Source organism: Kitasatospora sp. NPDC001547 (assembly GCF_042894165.1).
Classification (GTDB): Bacteria; Actinomycetota; Actinomycetes; order Streptomycetales; family Streptomycetaceae; genus Kitasatospora.
Genome location: NZ_JBIAVL010000007.1, coordinates 22,153 through 35,773 on the forward strand (window position 1 = coordinate 22,153; position 13,621 = coordinate 35,773).

The following is a 13,621-nucleotide window of genomic DNA, read 5'->3' on the forward strand; positions in this document are numbered from 1 at the left end:
CGTTGGAGTCGGAAAGGGAAGGTCACGCCCGATCACCACCAGGGCCCCGGTCGCGGAGGTTTCTTGCATGCCGATCAACCGTAGGACCCTGCTCAGGGGCGCGGCGCTCGCGGCCACCACCGGTGCGCTGGGCGTCGCCGGCTCGCTCGCGCCGGCCTCCGCCGCCCCCGACCGCCTGGTCCACCGCCCCACCGACCGGTGGATGTCGCTGCTGGGCGACAACGTGAAGCTGTCGCAGCTGACGATCCCCGGCACCCACGAGACGTGCGCGATCTACGACGGCGGCGCCTTCGGCTTCGCCCAGTGCCAGGAGTGGCGCATCCCCCAGCAGCTCCAGGCGGGGGTGCGCTTCGTCGACATCCGGTGCCGGGTGATGGGCGACGTCTTCACCATCCACCACGACAAGATCTACCAGAAGATCAACTTCGGTGACGTGGTGAACCTGTGCATCGACTTCCTGAAGGCGAACCCCCGCGAGACGATCATCATGCGGATCAAGAAGGAGTACACCGAGGGCCAGGACTACCGCTTCAGCGAGATCTTCAACTACTACATGGACGGCAGGGACGGCAAGGGCGGCTACCGGCCGTGGTTCTGGCTGCCCAGGGCCGGCTCGCTGCCCGACGGCCTGCCCACCCTGGGCCAGGTGCGCGGCAAGATCATCCCCATCATGTCGGACTTCACCTGGGGCGACGGGCGCTACGACCCCCTGCAGTGGGGGGACGGCTCCCGGATCTGGCTGCAGGACGCCTGGAGCGACGGCTCCAGCCGCAAGGTCCAGCGGGTCAGGGAAGGACTGGACACCGCCTTCTACGGCCAGAACGACGGCAAGCTGTACATCCACTTCGCCAGCTCCAGCAGCTTCCCGGAGACCCCGTACAGGATCGCCAAGGTCGTCAACCCCTCCATCCAGGACTACCTGACGCCGCGCATCTCCCAGCGCGCGCACTACGGCGTGATCGCGATGGACTTCGTGGACGAGCGCAAGGACCTGCTGCAGATGATCGTCGACTGGAACTTCGGGCTCTGAGCGGACCCGAGTCGCAAGCCGCCCCGGCCCGGGCCCGGTAGGAGCCCGGGGCCGGCGGCGGACGGCGGCGGTTCGGGCCCCCGTGGTCGAGCCCGAACCGCCCGGGCGCGGAGCGCCGGTCAGCCGACCGGCGCTCCGCGGCGTTGTCGGCGGGCGCGGCGCCGGTGCGGACCGGATTTCCTCGGATACCCGCCGGGGCCGTCGTCGGATCCGACGGCCCGAACGTGTACATCAGGGCGGCAACTCCCCGACGGCGCCTGCCGCATGCCCTCCGACCGCCGACCGCCGACCGCACCGTCCCGCGCGACCGTCGCGCACCGATCCCGCCCGTCACCCGCCGGCCCGTCCGCCGGCTTTCCGCCGGCCCTCCCGCCGGCCCTTCCACCGGCCGTCCGCCGGCCTTCCGTCGACCCCTCCGCCGTCCGGGGGCCCGCCCCGGCCGTCCAGCGCAGTGGCGGACCCCTCCACCCGACGGACCCGCCCCCACCCGTTGCCGCCCCGTGACCGTGCCCCTCACCGCCTCCACCACGAAGGAGTCCTGATCATGCGCAAGCTCATCATCGACTTGGTCGAGCGCACCGTCGCCACGTACGCCACGGCGTTCCTCGGCCTCCTGCTGGCCGACGGCTTCGACCTGACGTCGATCAGCGCGCTCAAGGCGGCGGCGCTGGCGGCACTGCCCGCCGCGCTGACCGTGGTCAAGGGCGCGGTGGCCACCCGCGTCGGCGACCCGCACTCGGCCGCCCTGCTGTCCCGCGGCCGCGAGTGACCGGCCCCACCCGCCACCGGGAGCCGTGACGGCGCGGCCCGTGCCGCCCTCACCACGGCACGGCCCCGGGCCACGGCCACGGGACGGGGCGTACGGACCGCGTGGACGCCGAGCGCTCGCCGCCGAGGCCCGGCCGCCGTGCGCGGGAAGCCGGCCCGACCGACTTCCCGCGCGCCTCCCGGCGGCCGGGCCGGGCGGCGCCCGGCGGGGACGCGGTGTCGGCCGGCTGTCAGCGGGGACGGCGGGATGACGGTGAGGTGTGAGCGGCCCCCGGGACGGTGGGGACCGGGCGCAACCGGCCGTGCCGCGCGGTCGCGCCCGCCACCAGACCGCTCCGAACTCCGGGAACCGCCATGCCCACCACACCCCCCGCACCCCAGGCCGCCACGCGGTGGGACGTCCACCGGCCGCCCCGCGCCGAGGGGAGGAACTTCCTGGTCACCGGCGGCAACGCGGGCATCGGGTACTTCGTCGCCGAGCAACTCGCCGGCACCGGCGCCACGGTCGTCCTCGGCAGCCGCGACCGGGCGAAGGCCGAAGCCGCGATCGCCTCCATCGCCTCGCGCGTCCCCGGCGCCCGGGTCCGGCACCTGCCCCTGGACCTGGCCGACCCCGACTCGCTCCGGGCCGGCGTGGACGCCCTCGCCCTGGACCGCCTCGACGCGGTCGTCCACAACGCCGGCGTGGCGCTCGACCACCCGCCGCGCCGCGAGACCCGCGACGGCCACGAGCTGATGTTCGCCACCAACCACCTGGGCCACTTCACGCTCACCCACCTCCTCGCGCCGCTGCTCCTGGCGACCCCGGGCAGCCGGATCGTCACCACGGGCAGCTTCGCCGCCAAGTCCGAACGCCTGGACCTCGACGACCTCCAGAGCACGCGCGACTACCGGCCCAAGCGCACCTACGCGCGCTCCAAGCTCGCCCAGATGCTCTTCGCCGTCGAACTCGACCGGCGCCTGCGCGCCGCCGCCGGCACGACCCTGAGCGTCCTCGTCCACCCCGGCGGCGCGCTCGACCCCCTCACCCCGTCGCGCCCGCCCGTCCACGTCCGCACCACCGGCGAGCGGCTGCGCAACCTGCCGCTGGGACTCGTCGTCCAGGGCAAGGACGCCGCCGCCTGGCCCGCCGTCCGGGCCGTTCTCGACCCGCACGTGCGCGGCGGCCAGATGTGGAGCCCCCGGGTGTTCGGACTGCGCGGCACGCCCCGGCTCGAACCCCTGTGGCCCCACCTGACCGACACCGCGACCGCGGCCCGGCTGTGGACGGCCGGCTGCGAACTGACCGGCCACGAACCGACGTTCACCCGCTGAACCGACGATCCGCGGAGCCCGTCGAGCCGCCGGTCCCGCCGCCCGCCCGGGCCCAGCCGCGCCGTCAGTACCAGGCGGCGGGCGGTGCGGCGGTAGCCGAGGCGCTCGAAGGCCGCGGCCATCGGGACGTTCGCCAGGTCGGTGTCGGCGCGCACCGGCGCCGGGCCGCCCTCGGCGGCCAGGATGCGGGTGGTCCCGGCGAGGATCTCCCGCGCGTACCCGCGGCCCCGGTACCCGGGCAGCACCCCGAGGTAGCCGACCACGCGGGAGGCGTGGTTGCGCGAGGGGATGCCGAAGCCGACCGTCCCGCCGCCGGGCGCGTGCGCGGTGCGCCACCACGACCGGTCCCCGGACATGGTGTCGCGGTAAAACGCGACGTCGGCGCGCGCCTGCGCCCGGGCGCCGATCCGCGCGGCCCCCCGGCGGCCGGCCGCATCCAGGGTGCCCTCCAGCACCCGGCGGAACAGCTCGACGAAGACCTCGTCGTCGGGCTCGGCGCGCAACAGCAGGCGCCCCGACGGCTCCGGGAGGCCGGTGCCCGGCGTCCACTCGTAGCGCAGCCGCTCCACGACCACCGGCAGGCCGGCGCGCCGGGCCGCCTCCCGGCGCCAGGCCACGCCCGAGACGACGTCGGGCCGCTCGTGCCAGTCGCCCGGGAGGAAGAGGTGGTACTCGGGCGCGGCGCCCGCCCCGGCCCCGGCGAACGCCGCGTGCGCGGCCGTGAGCAGCCCGGCGGCCAGGGCGGTGCGGTCGGCGGCCGACCGCACCGAGCCGTCGACGAACACGGCGTCCAGGGCGCCGGGCCGGGCGCCGCCCGGGGCGCCCCACCAAACGGCGAGCGCGAGCGGCGCGGCGCCGGGCGCGGCCTCGGCCACCCACGTCCAGGCCGGCCGGTACTCGCCGCCGGCCAGCCCGGCCCGGTACGCGGCGGCCGTGAGGCCACAGGCCGGTTCGGCGACGAGCAGGGGCAGCAGGCCGTCGGGTTCGGACCCGACGGCGGGACGGAAGAGCACGGCGCCTCACCGACCTCCTGCGCGGTGCGCGAACGCAGAGAGACCGCTCGGGCCACCAGGGCCGGGCGGTCTCTGCTGTTCGGACGGGCCCATGCGCCAACACGGCCCGCTGCCGATGTTCCCGAGTTGTTGGAGTGAACAGCGCCCCCGGGTCCGGACCCGCGGGTCCGGGTGACGCCGCTGCAAATCGTCACATCAGGCCAGGACGGCGGACAAGGGCATGCTGCGCAAAGGCGCACCAAAATCCGGTTTCACTTCGTTGAACTGCGCCTTTCTGATAGGGCGTTCACGAGATTGCGGCCAGGGACCGGGACGGTGGCGCATCAATCCGCGCGATGTTCACCGAACCGATTGGGATTCACCCGTACGCCTGACAGAGTGTGAGGCCACCGGGCACCCCGTGCGACGCCAACCGCGCAAGTGCCCGCCAGTTGGAGTGGACAGTGATATGGAGGCCTCCTCGATGACGAGGAACCGCAACAAGCGCATCCGCACCCGAACCCGCACCGCCCACCGCGCGACAGCGGACCCGGTACCGCTGCGCCACCCGCACCCGCACCCCCGCCCGTACCCGGGCCCGGGCCCGAGCCCGTCCCGGCCGCTCGCGGCCGGTGGGACGGCCGTGGTCGTCGTCGTGGTCGTCCTGACCGTCACGCTGGCCGCCGCCCTGGTGACGGCGGGCATGTCGGCCGGAGCCGCGCTCGAACTGGCCACCGGAGCCTGCCTGTTGGCCGCAAGGCTCCGACGGGAGCGGGCCTAGGAAGAACGCCTGCCTGCGATGGGACGCCGCGAGAATCCGATCGAGGCGACCGAGCCGGCGCTGGGCCGGCTGGCCGCCTGGCTGCGCGAGCAGCGCGAGCAGGCCGGACTGACGTACCGTCAGCTCGCCGCTCGGACCAACTACCACCCCACCACCCTGCAACGGGCCGCCGGCGGACGGTCCGTACCGAGCTGGAAGGTCGTCGAGGCCGTCACCCGCGAATGCGGCGGCGACCTCAAGACCGCCCGGCGCAAATGGGCCCAGGCCAACTACTGGGCCCACGTGCCCCGCCCCTCGGGCAGCCGGCGGCTGCGCGCACCCCGGCGGGTCGACCCCCAGCAGGTCGACTCCTTCGCCGACCTGCGCCGGGCGATGCACGAGATGCGCCGCAAGGCCGACTGGCCCTCCCTGCGGGAACTGGACCGCCGCGCCCGCGACCGGGGCGGACGCCTGCCCTCCAGCACGCTGGCCCTGGTCCTCAAGGGCGAGGCCCCGCTGCGCAAACCCGTCTTCCTCGCCTACATGGAGGTCTGCGGGGTCAGGGAGGCCCGCCGCGCCCTGTGGGCGGCGGCCTGGGACCGGACGCACAACGCCCGCACCCCGCCCCCGGTCAACTCGCGCACCTACCAGAGCGAGTTCGCCCGGGCCATGCAGTCCTCCAGCGCCGGCACCTCGACGGACATCCTGTTCCGGCTCTGGATGACCCTGCGCAGCAGCCTGGCCGCCGAACGGGACGAGGGCCCCGGCCACCCCGCCACGGCGGGCCGCGAAGGCACCGACGACAACCCGCCGGTGCTCGTGTGACGCGGTCCGCGGCCGGGGCGCGCCACCCGCGCCCCGGCCGCGGACCGGCACCCACCCGCAGCACCCACCCGCGCCACCTCGGGACACCACGGGACACCACCATGCCGACACCACCACGCCGTTCGGCCGCCCCCGCACCCGCCCTGGGCCTGTGGGCGCTGCACGACCTCCACCTGCGCCACTACCTGGACTACGCCGCCCTGCTCCTGCCGCCCGCCGACGCGCCGCTGGCCGTGCGCGCCGCCTTCGAGGAACTCGGCGGCCACTGGCTCGAGGCCCTGTCCACCGCCAGCCCGGCCGCCTGCGCCTGGCAGGCGGTGCGCCGCCGCGTCTGCACCCTGGCCGGCCCCGGGCCGCTCGACCCGGTCGCCCACCTCACCGCCACCCAGCAGGACGTCCTGCTGCTGCACCTGGTCCTCGACCTGTCCGCCACCGAGGTCGCCGCCCTCACCGGCACCGAACCCGCCGCCGTCCACGTCCAGCTCCGCTCCCTGGCCGCCGCCCACCGCTGAACCGGGCCCGGCCGCCGCCGGACGCGGGGGTGAGCCGGGCCGGGCCGCACCGGGCCGGGCCGCACCGGGCCGGGCCGAACCGGATTGAGCCGAACCGGGTTGAGCCCGCAGACCGGTCGGGGCCGTAGACGTGGACGGGGCGCCCCTGCCGGAGCGGGCGCCGGGGCGTCAGGAGGCAGACGTGCTCAGGTTCCACGGGGCATGGCGGATCACCGTCGTCGGCAAGAGCGCCGACTTCGACCAGCGGGCGGTCGTGCGCGGCGCGTACGGGCTGCGGGTGCTGCCCGGACGGGTCGGCGCCACGATCGAGGTGGACGAGGAGAGCTGGACACTGTCCCTGGAACACCTCCTGTGGGGCCGCAGCTGGCAGCCCAACCTGCGCACCACCCCCGGACCGGTCACCGAACACGACGGCCTGCGAAGCCAGTTGCTCACCAGCAACGACTGCCACTGGCCGGGCAAACCGCTCGACTACGTCAACTTCGTGCTGCGCCTGGACCAGGCCGTCACCCCGGCCGCGGCGCCGGTGCGCGCCGTGCGGCTGACCGAGGAGCCGGTCGGCGCGCCCGTCCAGGCCGTGCGCACCTCCTCCTCGGGCTGGCCCGAGCCCGCACCCGGGCGCGAACCCGGGCGCGAACCCGGGCGTGAACCGGGGCGAGCGCCCGGGCGCGGCACCGCCCCCGCGGCGCGGCCGCTGTCGGCGCCGGTCTCCTCGCCGCTTCCGTCGTCGTCGCCGGGGCAGCCCGGGCGGGCCACCCGGTAGCCGGTCGGCGGGGCCGGGGGATAACCCCAGGTCGCAGCGGCCAGCTGGCCGGGTGTCGCGGCGGGCCGGCACCGGGTTGGCTGGTCGCATCAGCACCAGCCGAACCGAGAGGCCGTCACCCGTGCACCTCCGTAAGACCGCTCGCACCACCCGGACCACCCGCACCACCCGGGCCACCCGCACCGCCGACGCCACCGGCACCACCGGCCGCCGCGCCGCCAAGGCCGTCGCCGTCACCGCCCTGGCCGCCGCGCTCGGCGCCACCGTCATGGCCGGAAGCGCCTCGGCGATCATCAACGGCCGCGACTCCACCGAGCGCTACCCCTTCATGGCCACCCTCCCGCTCAGCGCCGCGCAACTCGCCGACGGCGCCTGCGGCGCCACTCTGATCGACCGCCAGTGGGTGCTCACCGCCGCCCACTGCGTCGTCGGCGACGAGGACACCAAGCTGACCCTCAAGGGCACCGTGCGCATCGGCAGCGCCCACCGCGACAGCGGCGGCACCGTACGCAAGGTCGACCGCGTCGTCGTCCACCCCGGCTTCGAGTTCGGCGACGGCGCCACCCGCCCCAACCAGAACGACCTCGCCCTGGTCCGCCTCGACCGCCCCGCCCCCCAGAAGCCCGTGCGCATCGCCGAACACCGCGCCACGCCCGGCACCCCCACCAGGCTGCTCGGCTTCGGCACCATCGTCGACACCCCCAACTTCCCGGACATGGTCTTCCCCGACCGCCTCCAGGAACTGCCCTCCCGCATCGGCGCCACGAGCGACTGCGCCCCCGGCTGGGCCGACCCCACCCGCCTGTGCACCCTCAGCCAGATCCCCGACGCCATGGCCTGCATGGGCGACTCCGGCGGCCCGCAGATCCAGCGCGGCCGCGGCGGCCGCTGGGAACTGGTCGGCACCACCTCCGGCCCCGGCGCCCCCGGCGTGCCCTGCGCGGGCGGCCCCGGCCTGTACACCGACGTGCCCGCCTACGCCCCCTGGATCCGCGCCACCCTCGCCACCGGCTGACCCGGCGAGGCTAAAGTCCCAGGTGAGAACCATCGCGCCCGAGGAGACCACGCCATGCCGACCGACCCCACCGCAACCCCCGCCCCCGCCGCGCACCCGCACCCCGCGCGTCTCGGCCTGGGCACCGCGGCCGTCGGCCGGCCCGGCTACATCAACCTCGGGCGCGACGCGGACCTGCCCGCCGACCGCACCGTCGACGCCCTGCGCGAGCGCACCCACGCCCTGCTCGACGCCGCGTACGCCGCCGGCGTGCGCTACCTCGACACCGCCCGCTCCTACGGCCGCGCCGAGGAGTTCCTCGGCCAGTGGCTCGCCGAACACCCCGACGCCGCGGCCGAGGTGACGGTCGCCAGCAAGTGGGGCTACACCTACACCGCCGACTGGCGGACCAGCGCGGTCACCGCCCACGAGGTCAAGGAACACTCCACCGCCGTCTACGACCGCCAGATCCACGAGACCCGCACCCTGCTCGGCGACCACCTGGACGTCTACCTGGTCCACTCCGTCACCCCCGACAGCCCCGCCCTCACCGACCCCGCCCTCCACCACCGCCTCGCCGCCCTCGCCGCCGACGGCGTACGCGTCGGCCTGTCCACCAGCGGCCCCGCCCAGGCCGACACCATCCGCCGGGCCCTCACCGTCACCACCGCCGGACGCCCGCTGTTCACCGCCGTCCAGTCCACCTGGAACCCCCTGGAGACCTCCGCCGCCACCGCCCTCGCCGAAGCCCACGCGGCCGGCCGGCTGGTCGTCGTCAAGGAGGCCATGGCCAACGGCCGCCTCGCCGGCCGCAACGCCACCGGCCCCGACACCGCCCCGCTGCGCACCCTCGCCGACCGCACCGGCACCACCCCCGACGCCCTCGCCCTCGCCGCGGCCGCCGCCCAGCCCTGGGCCGACGTCGTCCTCTCCGGCGCCGCCACCCTCGACCAGCTCACCTCCAACCTCGCCGCCACCGCCCTCCACCCCACCCCCGAAGACCTCGCCGCCCTCACCACCATGGCCGAGCCGGCCGACGCGTACTGGCGCACACGCGCGTCCCTGCCCTGGTCCTGACGGCGCGGGCCGCCCTCGGCCGGCCCGCCCTCCGGCTTCGCCCGCGACGGTGAAACCGCCCGAGGCCTACGGCGCCGTCCTCTCCGGGGCTCGCCGCCCTCGGCCGGCTCGCCCTCCAACCCCCGCGGCCGCGCGGCCGCCCCTCGCGCTCCTCTGCCGCTCGGCACCAGGGCGCTCACGCAGCTGCGACTCGCGGCGGGCAAGCCATGGACCGGCCAACTCCTCGATCAAATCGCCGAGTTGCGTACGCGAGATGCCACAGAAGGCAGGACGGGCCGAGGCCGCGCGGGCCCACTTCCTGGTCACACGCGAAGAACCCGCGGCGGCCCTTGCCGCGTCACGGCCGTCCGTGAGGCCCGCCACCCGGCGGGGAGAGCCGGGCTCGGTAGGGTGACCGCCATGGACGATCACTCCGGACCCCGGGGCTTGTCACCGGCCCTGCTCGGCATCGGCGGCGACTGGCTACCCGTCACCGCCGGCGAGTCGGGGGCCTTCGTCTTCCGCAGCGCGGACGCCGGCCGGTATGCCAAGTGCGTCCCCGCGGCGGATGCGGCGGACCTGGCGGCAGAGCGCGACCGGATCGTATGGCTGAGCGCCCAGGGAGTACCGGGGCCGGCCGTCCTCGACTGGTACGACACCGGCGCGGGATCCTGCCTGGTGACCAGTGCCGTCCCGGGCATTCCCGCTGATCAGGTGCCGGCCGAGGATCTGCGGGGCTCCTGGGGCCGCGTCGCGGACGCGGTCCGTCGGCTGCACGAGGTACCCGTGACACAGTGCCCGTTCCGCCGGGGCCTGGACACCATGATCGCCCTGGCACGCGACGTCGTCGCCCGTGACGCCGTGAACCCGCAGTTCCTCCCCGTCGAGCAGCAGCACACCCCACCCACCGACCTGCTGGCCCGCCTGACCCAGCAGGCTCCCCGGCGACGGGCCCAGGAGGCCCACGACGCAGTCGTCTGCCACGGGGACCTGTGCCTGCCCAACATCATGCTCGATCCCCACACCCTGGACGTATCCGGCTTCATCGACCTGGGCCGCCTCGGACAGGCCGACCGCTACGCCGACCTCGCACTCCTCCTGACCAACGCGCGGGAGACATGGGCCGACGAGGAGCAGGCACAGGCCGCAGACGCGGCGTTCGCCGAGAGATACGGCATCGCCCTGGACCACGACCGCCTGCGCTTCTACCTTCACCTCGACCCGCTCACCTGGGGCTGACCCCTCGGCCCGGCCCCACCGATCGCGGACCGACTCGTTACCGGTGCGGCGGGTGGCCATGGCTGCTCGCCCCCTCCTGGCGGGGCGCCCGTTGCGGAGGCGGCCGAGCCCGGCGGCCGCTGCTCGTTGTCGGTGCCCGCCCCTACGGTGGGCCGCATGACCGAGTACCTGGACCTCGCGGCCGCCCTGGCCGCCCTGCCCGTCGAGCTGCCGCCCGGGCGGCTGGCCACCGAGGAGGACGGGCGGCAGCCGCTGCTGTGGATCAGCGACGACCCCGCCCCCGGCGGGCTGTGGCGGCAGCTGCACCGCGCCCACCCGCAGAGCGGGCTGTGGCCGCTGCTGCTCACCCCGCTGGACCGCACCGGTCCCGACTACCGGCCCTGGCTGTCGGGCGAGTTGTACCCGACCGACGCCGCCGAGCCCTCCCTCTACGACCCGGCCGCCCTGCTGCGCACCTGGTGGAAGCAGGTCGACGGGGATGAGGACGGGGAGGAGGGCGAGGACGCCGAGATCCTGGACGAGGCGCTCGCCCCCTACGGCCGCACCTGGCCCGGCCTCGCCCCCGCCGCCGGCGTCCCCGACGGCGCCGCCGGCACCGAGGCCCGGGAGCTGGCCGAGGTGCTGCGGTTCAAGGGCGCCCGCCTCGGCCTGGTGCGGGCCGGCAGCGGCGCCGAGGCGTTGACGGTCTGCGGCTGGGGCGGCCCGGCGAACCACGCCGGCACCGGCAAGATCGCCGCCGTGCTCGCCGACTGGGAGCGCCGCTTCGGCGCCCAGGTCGTCGAAGTCGGCTTCGACACCCTGGAGTTGAGTGTCCCCGTGCCGCCCGCCACGCTCGCCGAGGCGCTCCCGCTGGCCGCCGAGCACACCGCCTTCTGCCCCGACCTGGTGTTCCAGGGCACCGGCTCCCTCACCGCGTACGCCGAGGGGCTGGTGGGTGCCCACCAGTGGTCCTTCTGGTGGGACTGACCCGGCCCTGAACGGGCCTGGACGGCCGGGCCCCGGACCTGGGCCTCAGTACTCGGAGCTGGGCGCCGCCGTGACCGGCCCGAGGTCGGGTTCGTCGCGCAACTCCACCGCCGTGCCGTGGTGTTCGAGCTCCAGGACGACCAGTTCGTTGGCGCCGGCGTGCCACAGCGGGGCGGGGGCGTAGAGGGTGCGCTGGGGGCCGGCGGCGCAGTGGCGGCCGAGGAGGAAGCCGTTGAGCCACAGCAGGCCGCGGCCCCAGCCGGGCAGGGCGACGAACGCGTCGGCGGGGGAGGGCAGTTCGGCGGTGTAGCGGTGGAAGGCCGGCTCCCCGTCGGGGGTGTGGGCGTCGTCCGTGAAGCGCAGTGCGGACAGGTCGGTCAGCGGCAGCGGCCGGATCTGCCAGTCGAAGAGCCGCTGGTGGCCGTGCGAGACGCCGCGGGTGATGCCCTTGCGGTCGTCCATCTGCGGGCCGTAGTTCACCCGGCCCAGCGCCTCCACCAGGATGTCCAGCACCACGCCGTCGGGCCCGGTGGCCAGCGGCAGCGTCGCGCCGGGGGAGTTGCGCTCCAGTGTGCCGATCGGGCGGCCGTCCGCGAACACCTGCGCCCGGTCGGCCAAGCCGTCGATGCGCAGCGGTAGTTCGGGGCGCGGGCCGGGTACGCGGGTGCGGTAGTGGATCAGGCCGCGGTCCTGCCCGACCTGCTCCATCGGCAGCGGCGCGGCGTGCCGGCGCGGCTGCGACAGCGCGTCCAGGGCCGGTGCCAGCGGCGCCCGCCCGTCGGCCCGCTCCAGCCGCTGGGGGGCGATGCGGGGCGGCGGGTCGGGCAGGTCGCCGTCCGGCAGCGGCAGGTAGCGGCCGATGACCTCGCGCAGGGCGTGGAACTTGTCGGTCAGTTCGCCGGCCTCGCCGATCGGCGCGTCGTAGTCGTAGCTGGTGACGGTCGGCTCGTAGCCGGCGTCCAGCGGGTGGGCGCCGGAGTGGTTGGCGCCGGACCACAGGCCGAAGCTGGTGCCGCCGTGCGCCATGTAGAGGCTGACGGAGGCGCCGGTGGCGAGCAGCTCGTCGAGGCAGGCGGCGGTCTCCTTCGGGTCGCGGACGTGGTGGGGCAGGCCCCACTGGTCGAACCAGCCGATCCAGAACTCCATGGCGGTCAGCGGGCCTTCGCCTTGGTGGCGGCGGAGCACCGCGAGGCGCTCGGGGGCGCGGGAGCCGAAGGTGGCGGTGGCGAGGTGGCCGGGGATGGCGCCGCCCTGCTGCATGGTGTCGTGGGCGCCGTCGGTGGTGAACAGCAGGCAGTCCACGCCGCGGCGCACCAGGCCGTCGCGCAGGTGGGCGAGGTAGGCGGCGTCGTCGCCGTAGCTGCCGTACTCGTTCTCCACCTGCACCGCCACCACCGGCCCGCCCCGGCTCGCCAGCAGCGGCAGCAGTTCGGGCGCCAGCGCGTCGAACCAGCTGTCCACCTCCGCCAGGTACGCCGGATCGGCGCAGCGCAGCCGCAGCCCGTCCACCGCGAGCAGCCGGGCGGGCAGCCCGCCGAACTCCCACTCCGCGCAGATGTACGGGCCCGGGCGCAGGATCACGTCCAGCCCCAGGGCGCCGGCCAGCCGCACGAAGCGGCCCACGTCCCGCCAGCCGGTGAAGTCCACGGTGCGGTCGGGCAGTTCGTGGAAGTTCCAGGGGACGTAGGTGTCCACGGTGTTCACCCCCAGCGCCCGCACCCGCCGCAGCCGGTCCTCCCACAGCCGCGGGTGCACCCGGAAGTAGTGCACCGCCCCGGCCACCACCCGGTGCGGTGCCCCGTCCCGGACGAACCCGTCCGCGTCGTACCCGAGCATCGCGCGCACCCCGCCTTCCCACCGCAGACCCTGGCCCCGCCGAGCCTAGCGAGGAACGGGCCGCGGGGGCTGTCGCCGCTCAGGTGTCGTAGCAGCCGTCCCACGGGGCGGTGAAGCCCAGGCCGTCCGGGTAGAGCTCCATCCAGACGCGGTCCTCCTCGTCCTGCTCCTCGTCGTCCTCGTCGTCCACCTCCACGACCAGGCCGAACAGGGCGCCCTCGAAGCGCACCTCGAAGGGCGCGATGACGATGTCCTGGTAGTGGCGCCCCGGCAGGGCGTCCAGCCATTGCGCCAGCAGCACCTGGGCCGCGGCGACGGCCTGCCGCTCGCCGTCCGCCGTCGTGCCGGTGAACTCGATGCGCGAGCCCAGGTGACGCCCGGTCGCGTCGAACCGGTGCAGCACGGCGTACCAGCGCTTGCGCGGCTGCCAGTCGTCGCCGCTCCACCCCTCGGGGAAGGCCGCGGTGACGGACGCGAGGAACTGGCCGCCCTCGCACCGGCCGATGGTGTCCGTGCGGTAGCCGGGCTCGTGGCGGATCGGTATGACCTCGGGAACGTTCATGCCC

The 13,621-nt window shown here is 75.4% G+C and carries 13 protein-coding genes and 1 pseudogene; 11 read left to right on the forward strand and 3 right to left on the reverse strand.

Translation table 11 applies throughout. The annotated features are described in order from the left end of the window. The first annotated feature begins 67 nt into the window (after positions 1–67). The 3 genes from ACFY0X_RS15310 to ACFY0X_RS15320 all read left to right on the forward strand — a co-directional run bounded on the left by ACFY0X_RS15310 (position 68) and on the right by ACFY0X_RS15320 (position 3,112). Positions 68–1,030 (forward strand): phosphatidylinositol-specific phospholipase C, encoded by a 963-nt coding sequence (locus ACFY0X_RS15310; RefSeq protein WP_387754156.1) that lies wholly within the window; start codon positions 68–70, stop codon positions 1,028–1,030. A 544-nt stretch (positions 1,031–1,574) separates the two neighbouring features. Then, the gene (locus ACFY0X_RS15315; protein ID WP_387754158.1) at positions 1,575–1,799 is read left to right on the forward strand and encodes a holin; all 225 of its coding nucleotides are present in this window, start codon (positions 1,575–1,577) and stop codon (positions 1,797–1,799) included. A gap of 353 nt (positions 1,800–2,152) precedes the next feature. Next, positions 2,153–3,112: an SDR family NAD(P)-dependent oxidoreductase gene (locus ACFY0X_RS15320; RefSeq protein WP_387754160.1), complete on the forward strand. Its 960-nt coding sequence runs from the start codon at positions 2,153–2,155 to the stop codon at positions 3,110–3,112. Between the two features lie 101 nt (positions 3,113–3,213). Here the strand turns inward: ACFY0X_RS15320 and ACFY0X_RS15325 are convergent. After that, positions 3,214–3,468 (reverse strand): annotated as a pseudogene (locus ACFY0X_RS15325) (GNAT family N-acetyltransferase); the annotation flags it as partial. Positions 3,469–4,588: 1,120 nt separating this feature from the next. On the opposite strand from ACFY0X_RS15325, the gene ACFY0X_RS15330 reads away from it, so the two are divergent. The 8 genes from ACFY0X_RS15330 to ACFY0X_RS15365 all read left to right on the forward strand — a co-directional run bounded on the left by ACFY0X_RS15330 (position 4,589) and on the right by ACFY0X_RS15365 (position 11,219). After that, the gene (locus ACFY0X_RS15330; protein ID WP_387754163.1) at positions 4,589–4,885 is read left to right on the forward strand and encodes a hypothetical protein; all 297 of its coding nucleotides are present in this window, start codon (positions 4,589–4,591) and stop codon (positions 4,883–4,885) included. Positions 4,886–4,903: 18 nt separating this feature from the next. Continuing rightward, positions 4,904–5,689, forward strand: coding sequence for a helix-turn-helix domain-containing protein (locus ACFY0X_RS15335; protein WP_387754166.1), 786 nt, complete (start codon positions 4,904–4,906; stop codon positions 5,687–5,689). A 101-nt stretch (positions 5,690–5,790) separates the two neighbouring features. Next, positions 5,791–6,201 (forward strand): sigma factor-like helix-turn-helix DNA-binding protein, encoded by a 411-nt coding sequence (locus ACFY0X_RS15340; RefSeq protein WP_387754168.1) that lies wholly within the window; start codon positions 5,791–5,793, stop codon positions 6,199–6,201. Between the two features lie 181 nt (positions 6,202–6,382). Further along, positions 6,383–6,964 carry a hypothetical protein gene (locus tag ACFY0X_RS15345; protein WP_387754171.1) on the forward strand — a complete coding sequence of 194 codons (582 nt, stop codon included), beginning with the start codon at positions 6,383–6,385 and terminating at the stop codon, positions 6,962–6,964. 121 nt (positions 6,965–7,085) lie between these two features. Next, positions 7,086–7,979 (forward strand): S1 family peptidase, encoded by an 894-nt coding sequence (locus ACFY0X_RS15350; protein WP_387754174.1) that lies wholly within the window; start codon positions 7,086–7,088, stop codon positions 7,977–7,979. Between the two features lie 54 nt (positions 7,980–8,033). Next, positions 8,034–9,035, forward strand: coding sequence for an aldo/keto reductase (locus ACFY0X_RS15355; RefSeq protein WP_387754177.1), 1,002 nt, complete (start codon positions 8,034–8,036; stop codon positions 9,033–9,035). A gap of 399 nt (positions 9,036–9,434) precedes the next feature. Next, positions 9,435–10,253 (forward strand): APH(3'') family aminoglycoside O-phosphotransferase, encoded by an 819-nt coding sequence (locus ACFY0X_RS15360; protein ID WP_387754180.1) that lies wholly within the window; start codon positions 9,435–9,437, stop codon positions 10,251–10,253. Between the two features lie 156 nt (positions 10,254–10,409). Beyond that, positions 10,410–11,219 carry a DUF4253 domain-containing protein gene (locus ACFY0X_RS15365; RefSeq protein WP_387754183.1) on the forward strand — a complete coding sequence of 270 codons (810 nt, stop codon included), beginning with the start codon at positions 10,410–10,412 and terminating at the stop codon, positions 11,217–11,219. Between the two features lie 45 nt (positions 11,220–11,264). Here the strand turns inward: ACFY0X_RS15365 and ACFY0X_RS15370 are convergent, their stop codons facing one another. Beyond that, complete coding sequence (locus ACFY0X_RS15370) at positions 11,265–13,055, reverse strand: beta-galactosidase family protein (protein ID WP_387754185.1); 1,791 nt, start codon at positions 13,053–13,055, stop codon at positions 11,265–11,267. 79 nt (positions 13,056–13,134) lie between these two features. Further along, on the reverse strand, positions 13,135–13,617 hold the full coding sequence (locus tag ACFY0X_RS15375; protein WP_387754188.1) for a hypothetical protein: 483 nt from the start codon (positions 13,615–13,617) through the stop codon (positions 13,135–13,137). Positions 13,618–13,621: the final 4 nt, after the last annotated feature.

Coding starts and splice junctions, on each gene's coding strand:
- ACFY0X_RS15310 (WP_387754156.1), top strand. CDS start 68: ATGCCGATCAACCGTAGGACCCTGCTCAGGGGCGCGGCGCTCGCGGCC.
- ACFY0X_RS15315 (WP_387754158.1), top strand. CDS start 1,575: ATGCGCAAGCTCATCATCGACTTGGTCGAGCGCACCGTCGCCACGTAC.
- ACFY0X_RS15320 (WP_387754160.1), top strand. CDS start 2,153: ATGCCCACCACACCCCCCGCACCCCAGGCCGCCACGCGGTGGGACGTC.
- ACFY0X_RS15330 (WP_387754163.1), top strand. CDS start 4,589: ATGACGAGGAACCGCAACAAGCGCATCCGCACCCGAACCCGCACCGCC.
- ACFY0X_RS15335 (WP_387754166.1), top strand. CDS start 4,904: ATGGGACGCCGCGAGAATCCGATCGAGGCGACCGAGCCGGCGCTGGGC.
- ACFY0X_RS15340 (WP_387754168.1), top strand. CDS start 5,791: ATGCCGACACCACCACGCCGTTCGGCCGCCCCCGCACCCGCCCTGGGC.
- ACFY0X_RS15355 (WP_387754177.1), top strand. CDS start 8,034: ATGCCGACCGACCCCACCGCAACCCCCGCCCCCGCCGCGCACCCGCAC.
- ACFY0X_RS15360 (WP_387754180.1), top strand. CDS start 9,435: ATGGACGATCACTCCGGACCCCGGGGCTTGTCACCGGCCCTGCTCGGC.
- ACFY0X_RS15365 (WP_387754183.1), top strand. CDS start 10,410: ATGACCGAGTACCTGGACCTCGCGGCCGCCCTGGCCGCCCTGCCCGTC.
- ACFY0X_RS15370 (WP_387754185.1), bottom strand. CDS start 13,055: ATGCTCGGGTACGACGCGGACGGGTTCGTCCGGGACGGGGCACCGCAC.
- ACFY0X_RS15375 (WP_387754188.1), bottom strand. CDS start 13,617: ATGAACGTTCCCGAGGTCATACCGATCCGCCACGAGCCCGGCTACCGC.